Genomic DNA, 15,129 nt, shown 5'->3' with positions numbered 1-15,129 from the left:
ACGGGGCCCGGTGTCCGTCGCGCAAGACCGCCGCCGCGCCGTGCGAGGAAGGACCGCGCCGTCCGATGCAGAAGCGAGCCGAGCAGACCCGCCAGGCCATCCTCCGTGCCGCCGCCGAACTGATCGGCGACGGAGGTCCGGAAGCGGCCGGACTGGTCGAGATCTGCCGCGGTGCGGGAGTGAGCAGGGGCGCCCTGTACCACCACTTCGCCGCGAAGGAGGACGTGGCGGTCCGGGTGCGCGACCAGGCGCGCCGCAGGACCACCGCGCTGGTCGACGAGGCCTTCACCGCGGACCCGGCCGACCCGTCCGAGGACGCGGTCCTCGCGGCGCTGTCCCGCTTCACCGCCGGACTCGGCAAGGCCCTGGGCGACGAACCCGTCGTCCGCGCCGGGCTGCGGCTGGACCCGGACGGGTCCGCGGACCCCTCCCGTCGGCTGCGGCAGGAGGTGCTGGACTCGGTGCACCACCGGCTGCGCGGGCTGCTGTCGTCCGCCGCCCCGGCCGACCGCGCGGCCGAGCCCCAGGACCTCGCCGACCTCGCCGTGGCGGTCGTCGCGGGTCTGGAGTCGCTGGGGAGGGCGGAGGCTGACTGGTGGTCGCCCGCCACGTCCGAACGGATCTGGCGCACCCTGCGCCCGCTCTTCCCGCCCCCGGAGCCGCCCACCGACGGCGCCCCGGTGCCGGCGGCCGCCCGGGCCGTCGCCGAGGTCGACGCCGGGGTGTGACGCCACCGGCCGCCGGTGCGCGCCCCCGCGCCCCCGCGGTCCCGGGCGCGGCTCAGCCGTGCGCCGGCTCCCCGGGTGCCGCCGCGGAGGTCCGGCCCGCCCCGCCCGTCCCGTCCGCCCCGTCGGGCTCGTCCGTGACGGCGGAGGGCGGCGCGACCCGCAGCCGCGCCAGCACGCCCGGAGTGGCGACGCCCGGCAGCACCAGCCGCCACATCGTCCGCACGCGCTGCATGAGGTCCCGACGCCGGCTGTACACCTGCGACATCAGCTGGACGCCGGTGAACGCGCCCACGATGAACTGCGTGACCTCCTCCAGGTCCGCGCCGGGCAGCAGCTCGCCCTGCTCCGCGGCCACCTCGAGCAGGCCGAGGATGGCGTCGGCCGACTGCTGGTACGGCGTCACGCCGGGGCGGGTGAACGAACTCTGCTCGATGGTCAGCCGCACGCTCGCCCGCAGCACCGGGTCGCTCTGCAGCCGGCGGGCGTACTCCAGCGTGAGGTCCACCACCGCCTGCAGTTTCATCGGCTGATCGGGGACCACCAGGGCCTCGCTCTGCGCCGCCACCAGGGCCGCCGCGATGGCCTCCTTGGAGGGGAAGTGGTGGTAGAGCGCGCCCCGCGTCAGCCCGCTGCGCGCCAGGATCTCGTTCGTACTCGCCGCGTCGTAGCCGCGTTCGTCGAAGACTCGCGCAGCCGCCTCCAGGATGGAGCGCCTCGAGCGCTCACCCCGCTCCTGCACTGCCATCCCGACCTCACATCTTCGTGAACAACAAAATCTGTCTGGCAAACCGAACCGACCTGTCTGTATCTTAGCCCTTGGCAAGGTCATGTTGACCAGCGCAGGGGGGCTGTGCGCCGGTGCGGTCGTTCGCCCTGCACGCAGAGAGAACAGGTGTCATGCATGTCGCGCACGCTCAGTGCCGTTGTTCCTGATCAGCGCACCCGCACGGGGACCAGGAGCATTTTCGCGAGCACCAGGCTCACCACCACGGTGCCACGCGAGTACGTTCACCGCGCCGCCGTCTCCGAAGTGTTCCTCACCCACTGGGAAGCAGACAGCGCCGACCGGTTCTCCGTCACGGCGCAGTGGCCGCGCGCCCACGCGCTGTTCGTCCCGGTGGGCGGCTACCAGGACCCGCTCCTCCTGGTGGAGTCGGTCCGCCAGACCGGGGCACTGCTCGCACACGCCCAGTACGACGTTCCCTTCGGGCACCAGTTCCTGATGTGGCACATGTCCTTCGACGCCCGGCCGGAGGCGCTCGTGGCCGGCCCCAGACCCACCGAGGTCGTGCTGCGGGCCGAGTGCGGCGACATCACGCGCCGGGGCGGCAAGCTGGCGGGCATGGAGTACCACGTGACCGTGGAGCGCGACGGCGCCCCGCTCGCCACGGCCACGGCGGCCTTCAGCTGCACCAGCCCGTCCGTCTACCGCAGGCTGCGGGGGGACCGGACCGGCGGGGCGAGCGTCCCGATGCCGGTCGGCATAGCGCCGGAGAGCGTCGGCAGACAGGGCTCGCGCGATGTCGTCCTGGCCGCCGCCGACCCGCACTCCCCGCACCGCTGGCAGCTGCGGGTGGACACCGCGCACCCGGTCTTCTTCGACCACCCGGTCGACCACGTGCCCGGCATGGTGCTCCTGGAGGCGGCCCGGCAGGCAGCGCACGCCGTGACGGCCCTTCCCGACGCCCTGCCCGTCGGACTGGAGAGCGCCTTCGCGCGCTACGCCGAACTCGACGCGCCCTGCTGGATCGACGCCGAAGCCGGCCGTCCGGACAGCGCCGGCCGCGTCCCGACGACCGTGCGCGGCACGCAGAACGGCAAGACGGTCTTCACCGCCACCGTGGTCCTGTGCCCGACCCGGACCCGGTGAGGAGGCGGCCCGTGCCCACCCTCGTGATCACCGGCGCCGGCGGCTTCATCGGCGGCCACGTCGTCCGGGAGGCCGAACGCCTCGGCGCCACCCTGCGGCTGACGGCCCATGACGCCCGGGTGCGCGCGGACGGACCCCGCACCACGGTCGTCCGCGCGGACCTCACCGACCCCACCACCCTGCGCGGCCTGTGCGACGGGGCCGAGGCCCTGCTGCACTGCGCCTCCCTGATCGGGGGCCCGGAGGACCGGTGCGAGGCGGTCAACGCCCGCGGCACCGCCGCGCTGGTCGACGAGGCCCGCCGCGCGGGCGTCGGCCGGATCGTCCAGCTCAGCACCGCCGCGGTGTACGGGCGGGGCACCTTCCGGCGCGCCCGCCCCGAGGAGCTGCGACGGGCTCCCGGGTCGGCCACCTCACGGACCCGGGCGGCCGGCGAGGACGCCGTCCTGGCCGCGGGCGGCACGGTCGTCCGCCCCCACATGGTGTACGGCCGCGGGGACACGAGGGTGGTGCCCGCGCTGGCCCGGCTGCTGCGGGTCCTGCCCGGCACCGTGGCGGGCTGGCGGGCGCAGGTGTCCGTCATCGCCGCCGAGGACCTCGCCCGGGCCCTGGTCGCCGCGGCTCTCGCGCCCGCCGGGCGGCTCACCGCGCCCGTCTACCACGCCTGCCATCCGCGGCCCGTGTCCTGGCACACGGTGCTGCGCGCGGTGGCCGCAGCCGCGGACGTCCCGTGGCCCGAGCGCGACCTGACCCTCGACCAGGCGTACGAGGCGGTGCGGGCCCGCGGGGGGTCCCGGCACGACCTCGACCTGCTGATCAGCGACCACTGGTTCGACGCCGACCCGCTGTGGACGGACCTCGACAGCCCGCCGGGCCCGGCGTTCGAGGAGGGCTTCGCCCGGCACGAGGACTGGTACCGGCGGGCGTTGGCCCCGTCGGACGGGGCCTAGCCGGCCGAACGGACGCGCCGGGCCGGGCCGGACGGGCCGGCGATCACCCGAGCCGGGTCGGGACCCGCCCCCCGGCCCGGCCCGGCCCGGCGTGTCCGGGTCCGGCGCCGTCGTCCCCGGCGGCGGGGCGTCGGCGTCCGCAATCGCGTGTTCCGGGCAAAGCCTCCGAAAGTCCCTCCGAGCGGAATCCGGAAGGCGACCGCGACTTCGATTCGACTTTCATTCGCCTTCCACGCGCCGCTGCGACGCTGCCGGTGTGCGGCGCGGCCGCGCCCGGACGGCCTCGCGCCGCCCCGACCCACCACCCCGGAGGCCCCGTTGTACAGCACCCCCCGGTCCCGCGTCGTACCGGACCCCGAGTGATGACCATGACGACGACCCTCCCCCTCCCCCTCGCCGACGCGCCCGCACGGCCGCTGCTGGAGACGCTGTCCCTGGTCCCGGTGGGACCGGACGCGTTCCGCGCCCTCGGCGCGGTCCCGGCCACCGGGTCCGCGGTGTTCGGCGGCCAGACGGTCGCGCAGGCGCTGAGCGCCGCCGGCCGCACCGTGCCCGGCGACCGCGAACCGCACTCGCTGCACGGCTACTTCCTCTTCCGCGCCGATCCGGCCCGGCCGATCACCTACCGTGTGGAACGGCTGCGCGACGGCCACTCCTTCACCAGCCGCCGGGTGGTGGCGGTGCAGTCCGGCGGCCGCGGGGAGCAGGAGGTGTTCCACATGACGGCCTCCTTCAAGAGGACGTCGAAACCCGGTGCGGAGCACCAGGTGGACATGCCCGCGGCCCAGCCCCCGCACCACCTGCCGCACGCGGTCGACGCGCCCCCGGCGCACGTGCACCCCGCCGTCATCCGGCTCCTGTCCGACCTGCGCGACGCCGTCGACGTGCGCTACACCGACAGGTCGGGGCCGGTCACCCGCGTCTGGTTCCGGGTGCGGGAGCTGCCCGACGACGTGGCCGCCGGCGGGGCGGCGCTGCACCAGTGCCTCGTCGCCTACCTGTCCGACCTGACCCTGCTGGACTCCGCCTCCCCGCACCACCGCACCGGCCTGCCCAACGACGGGCAGGGGGCCGCGACCAGCCTCGACCACGCGATGTGGTTCCACCGCCCCCTGCGGGCGGACCAGTGGTTGCTGTACGAGCAGCGCAGTCCGTCCACCGCCGACGGCCGGGCGCTGGCCCACGCGAGGATCTACACGTCCGACGGGGCGCTCGCCGCGACCGTCGTCCAGGAGGGCGTGATGCGGCCCGGCCGTGCGACGGGCCGGGGCCGTGCGCCCGAGGAGGCACCCGAGCCGGACATCGACCCCTTCTCCTGGGCGGTGGCCAAGCCCGAGACGGACTGACGCGCCGAGGTCAGGTCGTCGGCACCGTTCTGAACCGCCCCGCCACCCGCAGGTCCGCCTCGACGAGGTCGGCGGTGCGCCGCAGTTCCGGCAGGACGTCCGCCACACAGGACGCCGCGCTGCGGCGGGCCGCGTGCGTCGCCACGTTCACGGCCGCCACCACCCGGCCCGTACGGTCGCGCACCGGTACCGCGAGGGAGCGCAGACCCGCCTCCAGCTCCTCGTCGACCAGGGCGTGACCCTGGGCCCGGACCTCGGGAAGGGCGCCGCCGGGCCGACCGGCCAGCAGGACGCGCCCCGGTGCCGTCGCGTACGCCGGCCGCCGGCCGCCGACCGTGACGTGGGCGCTCAGCACGTGATTCGTGGACGCCCGGGCCGTGTACTGGATCTCCTCGCCCGAGTCCGCCAGGACGGCCAGGGAGGCCGGCTCCTGGACGCGGTCGGCGAGGGCGGTCAGGTGCGGCTGGGCGATCTCGGGCAGGGAGGTGCGGGAGAGCGGCGGGAAACCGAGGGACAGCACCCGCGGGGTGAGCGTGAAGGCGCGGCCGGGGGCCGGTGCGACCAGCCCCGCGTGTTCGAAGGTGATCAGCGCCCGTCGTACGGTCGCCCGGGCCAGGCCCGTCGCCTTCGCGATCTCCGTGAGGGTCGGCGCCGGCCGGCCCTCGCCGAAGGCGGTCAGTACGGTCAGCCCGCGGGCCAGCGACTCGACGAACTCCCTGCCCAGCTCCTGCTTCGACGCGCCCGTCCAGACGGCGAGGCCCGCGGGCGGCGGCCCGGGCTCCGGCGGCGGGGCGGTGCGCAGGTCGTCCTCCATCGCCGCGACGGCCGTGCGCAGGTGGGGGAGCAGGGCCGCCCGCAGGTCCCCGGCGGTGTGGCGGCTGGTGTGGCTCACCACGCTCGCCACGCACGCCACCCGGCCGGAACCGGGTTCCCGGACCGGGACCGACACCGCGACCAGGCCCGGTTCGATCAACTGGTCGTCCAGCGCCCAGCCGTCGGCCGCCGCCCGCGCCGTACGGTGCTCGAAATCCTCGTCGTAAGCGGTGTGTTCCCGCGGGGGGACGGCCGGGAAGGTGCGGTCCCGCGGGTCCGCCGCCCGGCGGTCGTGCCAGCGGCGCCAGTCGGCGTCCGTCCACTCGGCGGCGAACAGCGGGCCCGGCGCGGTGCGTTCGGCGGGGAGCAGGTCGCCGATGCGGAAGCTGAGGGACATCGCGCGGCGGCGGGTGGCCTGGTGGATGAAGCGGATGCCGTCGCGGTCGCCGACCGCGAGGGACACCGACTCGTCCAGTTCGTCGGCCAGGGCGTCGGCCCGGGCGGACAGCAGGGCGGGCAGGCGCAGCGCGGCCAGGTAGGCGTTGCCCAGTTCGGTCAGGCGGGGGGCGAGCGTCACGTCCCGGCCGTCGAGGCGGACGTATCCCATGCGGGCGAGGGTCGCCGTGACGCGGTCGACGGTGGAACGGGCCAGGCCGGTCGCCTTCTCCAGTCCGCTGAGGCTGAGGGTGCCGCCGTCCGCCTCGGTCAGCCGGCGCAGTACGGCGAGGCCGCGCAGCAGCGGGGCCACCGCCTCGGCCGGGGCGGCGCCACCCCCGTCGCGCGGGGTGTCGTTCGTGGTGTGGGCGGGCATCGGCTCTCCGGTACGGCGATCGCGGCAGGCCTACCGTAATCCCGGCCGCCCCGGCCCGTACCGCCCCACCGCCCGCCCCCGGTCGTTCACCCCCGGGTGACCCGTACCTTGTGGTCGCCGTTCGGGTCCGCCGCCGACACCGTGATCGTGACGCCCCGGCGCGGGTCCTCGAAGGTCTCCCCCGGGGTGAAGGCGGCGTCCGAGAGTTCGGCGTGGACGTTCGGGCTGCGGGTGCAGCCGCCGCTGTCCCGGCGGGAGTCGTACACCGTCACGGGGCCCATCCCGGTGTCCACGTCCGCGTCGACCTTGTAGATCAGCACGCCCGGCCGGCACACCGTCTCGTCGTTGCCCTCCTGGGTGCGCAGCTCGACCGCGTACCCGCTGCGTCCGTCCAGCGGGACGACGACCACCTTGTCGCCGCCCCTGCGGGCCAGCGGCGTCAGCGTGTACTCCCTCGTACCCGGTGCCGACGCGCAGTGCACCTGGGCGGGGTCCAGCCAGCCCAGCTTCCACTTGTGCCAGCCGAGGAGGTCGTTGTTGGCGCCCCAGTCCTCGCTCATGATGTCCCAGTGGCCGACGGCCCCGCCGCCCTCCTGGGTGTAGAGGTCGGGGAGGCCGAAGACGTGGCCGTTCTCGTGGGGGAGGACGCGGTAGCCGGTCGCGTCGTAGGAGCCCGAGCCGTCGTCCTGCCGGGAGTAGACGAAGGACGCGTTGGCCACCGGGACGCCGTCGGCGACCGGGGCCTCGGGGTTGCCGGCGAAGGTGACGGACAGGACGGTGTCCAGGGCGGAGGGGCCCGCGTTGGGGGTGACCAGCACGTTCAGGAGGTCGTAAGCCTGGAAGTCCACCTTCGCGTCGGCCTCCGCGACCAGGTCCTGCACCATCTCCCGGTAGCCGGGCTCGAAGGGCGCGCCGCGCTCTATGCCGTACTCGGCGAAGGACTTCGGCATGCGCAGCCAGTCGCGGACCGGGGTCTCGGGGCGGTAGTCGAGGCGGCCGTAGGAGCTGGTGCGGAACCACTCCGCGGTCTGCGGGAAGAACTCCGCGTACCGGTCGAGCGCCTCGCCCTCGCCGGGCGCGTCGGAGAAGTCGATCATCAGGGTGAGGGCGCGGACGGTGCCGGTGGAGCGGGCGTAGCCGGCGGACGTGGGGACGCCCTCGGACATCTGGACCTCGGGGCCGCCGGTGATCATGCAGGGGCCGTGCGCGGAGGACCGGGAGAGGGCGGCCGGGCCGGGTCCCGCCGCCGTGGTGCCCGGCGCGAGCCCGCCGGTGCCGGCCGAGGTGCTGACCGCGAAGGTCACGACGGTGACGGTGGCGATCGCGGCCAGCCGGCGCGGGCGTATCCGACGGCTCGGCGGCTGCACCTGCGGCTGCGGCTGCATGCAGACCTCCCGGACCACGGCAGCCGCCGGACACCGGCTGCACCCTTTCGATCACCCTGTGCCGAGGGCGGGAGGGGCGCGCGCTGGAGGAGCCGATCGTGGGTTTCTCACCGGTAGCCACCGACCGGGGGAGAGGGGCGGGGGAGGGCGGCACGGGGAGGCGAATGGAATGTGACCCACGTCACGGTGTTTCTTTCCCGGTCGGGGAAATAACCGGGGATCGTTTCCCCGTTTAGTCAGGTGTCCGAGCGAAACGGGGACTCCCTCCCCGGATCGCCAGTCCCACCGCCCGAGGAGTACGCCGTGCAGACCGCAACCCCCGAGCAGCACAAGGTGGCCCGGCCCCGCGCCGACGCCCTGCGCAATCGGGAGCGGATCGTCACCGCCGCCCGCGAGATGTTCGTCGAGCACGGCCCCGACGTGCCGCTCGACGACATCGCCCGCCGGGCCGGCGTGGGCAACGCCACGGTGTACCGCAACTTCCCCGACCGCGACGCCCTCGTCCGCGAGGTCGTCTGCTCGGTCATGGACCGTACGGCACGGGCGGCCGAGCTGGCGCTCGCGGAGAATGGGGACGCCTTCGGAGCGCTGGAGCGCTTCGTGCACGTCGCCGCCGACGAGCGGATCAGCGCCCTGTGCCCCATGGTCTCCAGCACCTTCGACCAGCACCACCCCGACCTGGAGGCGGCGCGTGAACGGGTCGAGCGGCTCATCGCCGAGGTCATGGACCGGGCGAAGGCGGCCGGTCAGCTCCGTACCGACGTGGGCGTGGGCGATCTGATGATCGCCGCAGCCCAGCTCAGCCGGCCCCCGGCCGGTACGGGGTGCCTGAGCGCCGACCGGTTCGTCCACCGCCATCTGCAACTGTTCCTGGACGGGCTGCGGGCTCCGGCCCGCTCCGCCCTGCCGGGCACCGCCGTGACCATGGAGGAGCTGCGCCGGCCCTGCGACCGGTAGCCCCGCGACTGCTGTCTCCCTGAACTGCCTCCCTCAACCGTCTCCCTGAACGACCGACGCCCCGAACCGGCGGGCGGCGGCCACGCGGCCGCCGCCCCGGTACCGGTCGTCCCTGCTCGTCTTTTCCGTCGTCCCGAAGTCACGTTTTCCGTCACGTCACGAAGTCCCGATTTCTTCGTCACGAAGTCCCGAAGTGGGTATCCCCATGTCTGAAACAGCCCTCAAGGCCCCCGGCGTCCCGGACGCCGGCCGCTGGAAAGCGCTCGTCTTCATCGCGCTCGCCCAGCTGATGGTCGTCCTGGACGCCACCATCGTGAACATCGCCCTGCCCTCCGCCCAGCAGGACCTCGGCATCTCCGACGGCAACCGGCAGTGGGTCGTCACGGCCTACGCCCTCGCCTTCGGCGGTCTGCTGCTGTTCGGCGGCCGGATAGCCGACCTGTGGGGCCGCAAGCGCACCTTCGTCACCGGCCTGGCCGGCTTCGCCGTCGCCTCGGCGCTCGGCGGCGCGGCCACCAACGAGGCGATGATGTTCGGCTCCCGCGCCCTCCAGGGCGTCTTCGGCGCCCTGCTCGCGCCCGCCGCGCTCTCCCTGCTCGCCGTGATGTTCACGGACGCCAAGGAGCGCGCCAAGGCGTTCGGCATCTACGGCGCGATCGCCGGTGGCGGCGGCGCCGTCGGCCTGATCCTCGGCGGCTTCCTCACCGAGTACCTGAACTGGCGCTGGACGTTCTTCGTCAACATCCCGTTCGCGATCGTCGCGGCGGCCGGCGCGTACCTCGTCATCCGGGAACCGCAGGGCAGCCGCAACCGCTCGTCCCTCGACGTGCCCGGCGTCATCCTGTCCACGCTCGGCCTGGTCGCACTCGTCTACGGCTTCACCCGCGCCGAGTCGAACGGCTGGAGCGACGCGGTGACGGTCGGCATGTTCGTCGGCGCGGCCGTGCTGCTGCTCGCCTTCGTGGTCGTCGAGTCGAAGGTCAAGGCCCCGCTGCTGCCGCTGCGCGTCGTCACCGAGCGCAACCGGGGCGGGATCTACCTCTCGCTGGGCCTCGCGATCATCGCGATGTTCGGGCTGTTCCTCTTCCTCACCTACTACCTCCAGATCGTGAAGGGCTACTCGCCGGTCAAGACCGGCTTCGCCTTCCTGCCGATGATCGCGGGCATGATCACGGGCTCCACGCAGATCGGTACCCGGCTGATGACCCGGGTCGCGCCCCGGCTGCTGATGGGCCCGGGCTTCCTGGTCGCCGCCGTCGGCATGCTGCTGCTGACCCAGCTGGAGATCGACACGTCCTACGCCGCCGTGCTGCTGCCCGGCATGCTGCTGCTCGGCCTCGGCATGGGTACGGCCTTCATGCCGGCCATGTCCATGGCCACCCAGGGTGTCGAGCCGCGGGACGCCGGCGTCGCCTCCGCGATGGTCAACACCTCGCAGCAGGTGGGCGGTGCGATCGGTACGGCACTGCTGAACACGATCGCCGCCTCGGCCACCACGTCCTACATCGCCGACCACATCGGCGGCGCCGCCTCGCGCTCCCAGCAGCAGCTGGTCCAGCTGGAGGGCCAGGTGCAGGGCTACACCAGCGCGATCTGGTTCGCCGTCGGCATCCTGGTGGCGGCCGCGGTGATCGCCCTGACCTTCGTCAACGCCGGGCGGCCGGGCGGCACCACCGTCACGGGTTTCGGTGCGGGCGACGCCGTCGAGGACGAGCTGCCGGTGCCGGTCGTCGCCCACTGACGCCGGGCACCGCACCCCTTCGGGTCTCCTGTTCCATCCGTGCGCAGGGGGAGGGGACGCCCCCGGCGCACGGCTCCCAGGACCTGCCCCGGCCGCGCGCTCAGCGCAGCCAGGGCAGGTCCGCGCCCGCTTCGCTGGGCTGCAGTCCCTCGGCGACGATCCGCATGATCTCGCCGAGGGACTTCTGCTGTTCGGGGGTGAGCCGGTCGAACACGGCCTGGCGCACGGCCTCCACGTGTCCCGGCGCGGTCTGCCCGAGGACCGCGTAGCCCTCGTCCGTGAGCACCGCGAACTGGCCCCGCTTGTCGGAGGGGCAGTCCTCGCGGCGCACCCAGCCGTTCTTCTCCAGCCGGGCGATCGCGTGCGAGAGGCGGGAGCGGGTGATCTTCGCGTACCGGGCCAGCTCCGTCATCCGCTGCCGCCGCCGGGGTGACTCGGCGAGCTTGACCAGCAGGCCGTAGTAGACGTGCGGCATCCCCGCGTCGCGCTGGAGCTGACGGTCGAGATGGTCCTCGAGGAGGGTGGCGGCCTCGATGTACGAGCGCCAGACGCGCTGTTCCTCGGCGCTGAGCCAGCGGGGCTCGTCGGCGGGGGACGGGATGGGTGCCGTGTTCATGTATCCCATCGTACGGAACCACTGCTTGAAGTTTAAACAAAGGGGGAGTAGATTCCTGCGGTAGAGCTTGAGAGTTCAAGCAGTTCGGTAGGTCAGTAGTACTGGAGGAGGCCCCATGTCCGCCGCCCCCCGGGAGCGCATGCCCGCCCTCTATCTGAGCCACGGCGCCCCGCCGCTCGCCGACGACCCCGTCTGGCCCGGCGAGCTCGCCGCGTGGGCCGCGGCCCTGCCCCGCCCCCGGGCCGTCCTGGTCGTCTCCGCCCACTGGGAGGAGGCCCCGCTCGCCCTCGGTGCCACCCGGACCGTCCCCCTGGTCCACGACTTCTGGGGCTTCCCCGAGCACTACTACCAGGTGCGCTACGAGGCTCCGGGGGCCCCCGCGCTCGCCGAGTCCGTGCACAAGCTGCTGCGCGCTCCCGGCACGCCCGTGCAGGACGTCCCCGACCGTGGCCTCGACCACGGTGCGTACGTGCCGCTGGTCGAGATGTACCCCGGCGCCGACATCCCGGTGCTCCAGGTCTCCATGCCGACCCTCGACCCGGCGCGGCTCATGGAGATCGGCCGCAGGCTCGCGCCGCTGCGCGACGAGGGCGTGCTGATCATCGGCTCCGGTTTCTTCACCCACAACCTGGCCGCCCTGCGCCAGTCCGGCGTCCCCACCTGGTCCGCCGAGTTCGACGACTGGGGCAGGCGCGCGCTGGACGCCGGTGACGTGGACGCGCTGCTCGACTTCGCCCGCAAGTCCCCGGCGGGCCTGCTCGCCCACCCGCGCACCGAGCACTTCGCCCCGCTGTTCGTGACGATGGGGGCCGCGGACGCCGCCGGCGAACTGGATCTGCGCAGGTCCGTGATCGACGGGTTCTGGATGGGGCTGGCCAAGCGGTCGGTGCAGTTCGGCTGACGGGGGCGGGCAGGAGCGGCTGGGGGAGGGTCGGCGCGGGGTGGGCCGGGGGCCCTACAGCGGCTTCTCGTACCAGGCCACGTCCCAGTACCGGCCGAACTTGCGGCCCACCTCGCGGTACGTGCCGACATGGCGGAAGCCGAGGCGGGTGTGCAGCCGGACGGAGGCCTCGTTGGGCTGGGCGATGCCCGCGTAGGCGCGGTGCAGGTCCTGGCCCGCCAGGGCCTCGAAGAGGGACGTGTAGAGAAGCGTGCCGACGCCGCGGCCGCCGGCGTGCGGGGCCACGTAGACGGTGGTCTCCACGGAGGTCCCGTACGCGGCCTTCGCGCGGTAGGGGCTGGACGTGGCGTACCCCAGGATCGTCCGTGAGTCCGCGTCCGTGGCAACCCTCAGGCGGTGCGGGCCGTCTTCAGGGTGGGAGAGCAGCCACGGGCGGCGCTCCCGCGGAGTGAACGGCTCGGTGTCGAACGTGATGGGCGTCTCGCGCACGTAGTGGTTGTAGAGGTCGGTGAGGGCCTCGAGGTCGTCCTCGACCCACGGTCTGACCTGGACCTCCGTGCGTTCCGTCGGCATCGTGCCTCCCTGTGTGGCGGCACAGGGTACTGCATGATCAGAAAAATCGGAGGACGCGCTGGGAATTCTGTCCGGTTTCCAGTCGTTGTTTCCATCGGATGCAGGGCACCCGAGGAGAGTCCCGAGAGAGACAGGAGCGTCCCGAGAGTGGATCGGGACCGGAGACGACCCCACAGGTGACCGACGTCCACAGCACCGCCCGCTGAACCACCATCGCAAGGGAGCACGCATGGCAACCCGTGCCGTCGCCCGTCGTAAGTCCGCCACCGGCGAGACGAGCGCCGCGGCAACCAGCGTCCGCGCCAACGGCGGCGAGCTCGCCGACCGCGATCTGGTCGGCATGTACCTCGACGAGATCGCGCGCACACCGCTGCTCGACGCCGCCAAGGAGGTCGAGCTCAGCCAGACCATCGAGGCGGGTGTGTTCGCGCGGCAGGTCCTCGAAGGCTACGAGGAGACCGGGGCGGACGCCACCCGGGAGGAGCTCCAGGCCCTGATCGACGAGAGCGAGCGGGCGAAGGACGTCTTCATCCGTTCCAACCTCCGTCTTGTCGTCGCGGTCGCCCGCCGCTACCCGCGCAGCGGCCTGCCGCTCCTCGACCTCATCCAGGAGGGCAACGCCGGCCTGGTCCGCGCGGTCGAGAAGTTCGACTACCGCAAGGGCTTCAAGTTCTCCACGTACGCGACCTGGTGGATCCGCCAGGCCATTACCCGGTCCATCGCCGACCAGTCCCGCACCATCCGGCTCCCCGTCCACCTGGTGGAGGAGCTGGGCAGGATCCGGCGCGTGCAGCGCGAGTTCAACCGCGAGCACGGCCGCGAGCCGGAGCCCGCCGAGATCGCCGCCGAGCTGGGCTCGACGCCCGAGCGCGTCACCGACGTCCTCGACTGGGCCCGCGACCCGGTATCGCTGAACATGTCGGTGGACGACGAGGGCGAGACCCAGTTCGGCGACCTGCTGGAGGACACCTCGGCCGTGTCGCCCGAGCAGTCGGTGATGACGCTGCTGCGCAGCGAGGAGCTCGACGACCTCATCGGCCGCCTCGACCCGCGCACGGCCTCCATCATCAAGATGCGGTACGGCATCGACGACGGCCGCGAGCGTACGCTGACCGAGGTCGGCAAGGAGCACGGACTGACGCGCGAGCGCATCCGGCAGATCGAGAAGCACGCGCTGCTGGAGCTGAAGAAGCTGGCCCGCGACACCGGCTTCGAGGCGGCGGCGTAGGCAGGACGCGGCACGGCCGGCGGCACCGCCCGCGACATCCGCCACCGGCGCCCGTGATGGAGGGGCGTGGCGTGATGCGTGGGGCGTACGCCGGTGGCCGAACCCCGCGCAAACATGGCCGTACAACGGTGCTTCAACCGGCGGGGGCCCGGGAAAAACTACTCCGGGCCCAGCGGTTCCGCCCCGGACCACCGCCTCGCGGACCGGCCTTCGGGCCACCCAGGACCACGTCCCGACGCACTCCCCCCGGCGCCGGGACGCTCCCGAGCCGGGCTCGGCGCCCCTTCCCCCCGGGGTGCCGCAGCCCGGCTCCTTCCGTGCGGGAGCGCGGACGCGCACCGTCGCGCAGCGAGGCGGACGCACCGGGCGGTGTACCAGGGCGGCGGGACACCCCGGACCTGAACCCCGGGGTGGCCCGCCGGATGGCAGATTCTGCCACAGCGGCATAGCCTGCCGAAGTGAGCAGCTCCACCCCCGCATCGTCCGGCCACCCCGTCTCGTCCGCCGGTCCGGCGCCCCTCGCCTCCTCCCCGCCGTCCGCCTCCGGCACCGGGGCGCTCTCCTTGACCGAGCGGCGCAAGGCCGAGACCCGGATGGCCATCGCCCGCGCGGCGGCCCGCCTCTTCGTCGGGCAGGGGCTGCGGGCCACCCGGGCCGAGGACATCGCCCGCGCCGCCGGCGTCGCCCCGCGCACCTTCTACCGCTACTTCGCCACCAAGGAGGAGGCCGTCGCCCCGCTCTACGCGCTGGGCGCCGAGCGGTGGGCGGCGGCGGTGCGCGAGGCCCCCGCAGGGCTGAGCCCGTCCGAGGCCCTGGAACACGCCGTGCGGCACACGCTGACCCCGGGTGCCGGCGTCTCGGCGGCGTCCTGGGAATGGGCCCGCACACTCATCCGGCTGGCCGAGAGCAGCCCGGCCCTGCGCAAGGTGTGGGCGGAGGTCTGCCACACGACGGAGCGGGCCTTGGTGGAGGTGCTGGCCGAGCGGATGTCCGGCGGCGACGACAACGTTGCCGTGCGCCTGAGGGACACGCCCGAACTGCACTTCGGCGCCGCCGTCGCGGGGGCGGCGGTACGGGTGGCGGTGGAGCGCTGGGCGTCCTCCCCCGATGCCGCCCGCAGTCCCCTGGAGCCGGCCCTGCGCAACCTGGAACGCATGCGGGGGTTCGGGTGGGAGTCCGGCGGCCCCCGGCCCTAGGCCGACGGCGCGGG

Annotated in this window: 14 protein-coding genes; 9 read left to right on the top strand and 5 right to left on the bottom strand. The window is 73.8% G+C overall.

Features of this window, described 5'->3' with window-relative positions:
* The first annotated feature begins 65 nt into the window (after positions 1-65).
* On the top strand, positions 66-728 hold the full coding sequence (locus ACZ6EG_RS28945) for a TetR family transcriptional regulator (protein ID WP_391970938.1): 663 nt from the start codon (positions 66-68) through the stop codon (positions 726-728).
* Between the two features lie 52 nt (positions 729-780).
* Here the strand turns inward: ACZ6EG_RS28945 and ACZ6EG_RS28940 are convergent, their stop codons facing one another.
* Positions 781-1,473, bottom strand: coding sequence for a ScbR family autoregulator-binding transcription factor (locus ACZ6EG_RS28940; RefSeq protein ID WP_391970939.1), 693 nt, complete (start codon positions 1,471-1,473; stop codon positions 781-783).
* Between the two features lie 156 nt (positions 1,474-1,629).
* Here ACZ6EG_RS28940 and ACZ6EG_RS28935 point away from each other — a divergent pair, with 156 nt between their 5' ends.
* From ACZ6EG_RS28935 to ACZ6EG_RS28925, 3 genes are all read left to right on the top strand, one after another.
* A complete protein-coding gene (locus tag ACZ6EG_RS28935) occupies positions 1,630-2,598 on the top strand; it encodes a ScbA/BarX family gamma-butyrolactone biosynthesis protein (protein WP_469608871.1) in 969 nt (322 codons plus the stop codon).
* 11 nt (positions 2,599-2,609) lie between these two features.
* A complete protein-coding gene (locus ACZ6EG_RS28930; protein ID WP_469608868.1) occupies positions 2,610-3,548 on the top strand; it encodes an NAD-dependent epimerase/dehydratase family protein in 939 nt (312 codons plus the stop codon).
* A gap of 368 nt (positions 3,549-3,916) precedes the next feature.
* Positions 3,917-4,894, top strand: a complete 978-nt coding sequence (locus tag ACZ6EG_RS28925; protein WP_469608865.1) for an acyl-CoA thioesterase — start codon at positions 3,917-3,919, stop codon at positions 4,892-4,894.
* Positions 4,895-4,904: 10 nt separating this feature from the next.
* On the opposite strand, the gene ACZ6EG_RS28920 is transcribed toward ACZ6EG_RS28925, so the two are convergent.
* Both ACZ6EG_RS28920 and ACZ6EG_RS28915 read right to left on the bottom strand, forming a co-directional pair.
* A complete protein-coding gene (locus ACZ6EG_RS28920; RefSeq protein ID WP_391970943.1) occupies positions 4,905-6,518 on the bottom strand; it encodes an IclR family transcriptional regulator domain-containing protein in 1,614 nt (537 codons plus the stop codon).
* A gap of 86 nt (positions 6,519-6,604) precedes the next feature.
* Positions 6,605-7,903 (bottom strand): M6 family metalloprotease domain-containing protein, encoded by a 1,299-nt coding sequence (locus ACZ6EG_RS28915; protein WP_391970944.1) that lies wholly within the window; start codon positions 7,901-7,903, stop codon positions 6,605-6,607.
* A 303-nt stretch (positions 7,904-8,206) separates the two neighbouring features.
* Here ACZ6EG_RS28915 and ACZ6EG_RS28910 point away from each other — a divergent pair, with 303 nt between their 5' ends.
* Both ACZ6EG_RS28910 and ACZ6EG_RS28905 read left to right on the top strand, forming a co-directional pair.
* The gene (locus ACZ6EG_RS28910; protein WP_391970945.1) at positions 8,207-8,860 is read left to right on the top strand and encodes a TetR/AcrR family transcriptional regulator; all 654 of its coding nucleotides are present in this window, start codon (positions 8,207-8,209) and stop codon (positions 8,858-8,860) included.
* A 205-nt stretch (positions 8,861-9,065) separates the two neighbouring features.
* On the top strand, positions 9,066-10,601 hold the full coding sequence (locus tag ACZ6EG_RS28905; protein ID WP_469608860.1) for an MFS transporter: 1,536 nt from the start codon (positions 9,066-9,068) through the stop codon (positions 10,599-10,601).
* A 100-nt stretch (positions 10,602-10,701) separates the two neighbouring features.
* Here ACZ6EG_RS28905 and ACZ6EG_RS28900 read toward each other — a convergent pair whose 3' ends face one another.
* Positions 10,702-11,226, bottom strand: a complete 525-nt coding sequence (locus tag ACZ6EG_RS28900) for a MarR family winged helix-turn-helix transcriptional regulator (RefSeq protein WP_391970947.1) — start codon at positions 11,224-11,226, stop codon at positions 10,702-10,704.
* A gap of 106 nt (positions 11,227-11,332) precedes the next feature.
* Here ACZ6EG_RS28900 and ACZ6EG_RS28895 point away from each other — a divergent pair, with 106 nt between their 5' ends.
* Entirely contained in the window at positions 11,333-12,118 is a 786-nt protein-coding gene (locus ACZ6EG_RS28895; RefSeq protein WP_391970948.1) for a dioxygenase family protein, read from the top strand.
* A 54-nt stretch (positions 12,119-12,172) separates the two neighbouring features.
* Here ACZ6EG_RS28895 and ACZ6EG_RS28890 read toward each other — a convergent pair whose 3' ends face one another.
* On the bottom strand, positions 12,173-12,691 hold the full coding sequence (locus ACZ6EG_RS28890; protein ID WP_391970949.1) for a GNAT family N-acetyltransferase: 519 nt from the start codon (positions 12,689-12,691) through the stop codon (positions 12,173-12,175).
* Positions 12,692-12,920: 229 nt separating this feature from the next.
* On the opposite strand from ACZ6EG_RS28890, the gene ACZ6EG_RS28885 reads away from it, so the two are divergent.
* Complete coding sequence (locus tag ACZ6EG_RS28885; RefSeq protein ID WP_356609031.1) at positions 12,921-13,919, top strand: sigma-70 family RNA polymerase sigma factor; 999 nt, start codon at positions 12,921-12,923, stop codon at positions 13,917-13,919.
* Between the two features lie 458 nt (positions 13,920-14,377).
* Positions 14,378-15,115: a TetR/AcrR family transcriptional regulator gene (locus tag ACZ6EG_RS28880; RefSeq protein WP_469608854.1), complete on the top strand. Its 738-nt coding sequence runs from the start codon at positions 14,378-14,380 to the stop codon at positions 15,113-15,115.
* Positions 15,116-15,129 lie beyond the last annotated feature (14 nt).

The sequence above is a fragment of the Streptomyces sp. NPDC041968 genome (genome assembly GCF_055589025.1).
The sequence above is the reverse complement of the archived record's forward strand: the minus strand, read 5'-3'. Positions and strand labels throughout refer to the sequence as shown.

Excerpts from the sequence above, each read along its gene's own strand:
- ACZ6EG_RS28945 (WP_391970938.1), top strand. The coding sequence starts at position 66 with ATGCAGAAGCGAGCCGAGCAGACCCGCCAGGCCATCCTCCGTGCCGCC.
- ACZ6EG_RS28940 (WP_391970939.1), bottom strand. The coding sequence starts at position 1,473 with ATGGCAGTGCAGGAGCGGGGTGAGCGCTCGAGGCGCTCCATCCTGGAG.
- ACZ6EG_RS28935 (WP_469608871.1), top strand. The coding sequence starts at position 1,630 with ATGTCGCGCACGCTCAGTGCCGTTGTTCCTGATCAGCGCACCCGCACG.
- ACZ6EG_RS28925 (WP_469608865.1), top strand. The coding sequence starts at position 3,917 with ATGACGACGACCCTCCCCCTCCCCCTCGCCGACGCGCCCGCACGGCCG.
- ACZ6EG_RS28920 (WP_391970943.1), bottom strand. The coding sequence starts at position 6,518 with ATGCCCGCCCACACCACGAACGACACCCCGCGCGACGGGGGTGGCGCC.
- ACZ6EG_RS28915 (WP_391970944.1), bottom strand. The coding sequence starts at position 7,903 with ATGCAGCCGCAGCCGCAGGTGCAGCCGCCGAGCCGTCGGATACGCCCG.
- ACZ6EG_RS28905 (WP_469608860.1), top strand. The coding sequence starts at position 9,066 with ATGTCTGAAACAGCCCTCAAGGCCCCCGGCGTCCCGGACGCCGGCCGC.
- ACZ6EG_RS28900 (WP_391970947.1), bottom strand. The coding sequence starts at position 11,226 with ATGGGATACATGAACACGGCACCCATCCCGTCCCCCGCCGACGAGCCC.
- ACZ6EG_RS28895 (WP_391970948.1), top strand. The coding sequence starts at position 11,333 with ATGTCCGCCGCCCCCCGGGAGCGCATGCCCGCCCTCTATCTGAGCCAC.
- ACZ6EG_RS28890 (WP_391970949.1), bottom strand. The coding sequence starts at position 12,691 with ATGCCGACGGAACGCACGGAGGTCCAGGTCAGACCGTGGGTCGAGGAC.
- ACZ6EG_RS28885 (WP_356609031.1), top strand. The coding sequence starts at position 12,921 with ATGGCAACCCGTGCCGTCGCCCGTCGTAAGTCCGCCACCGGCGAGACG.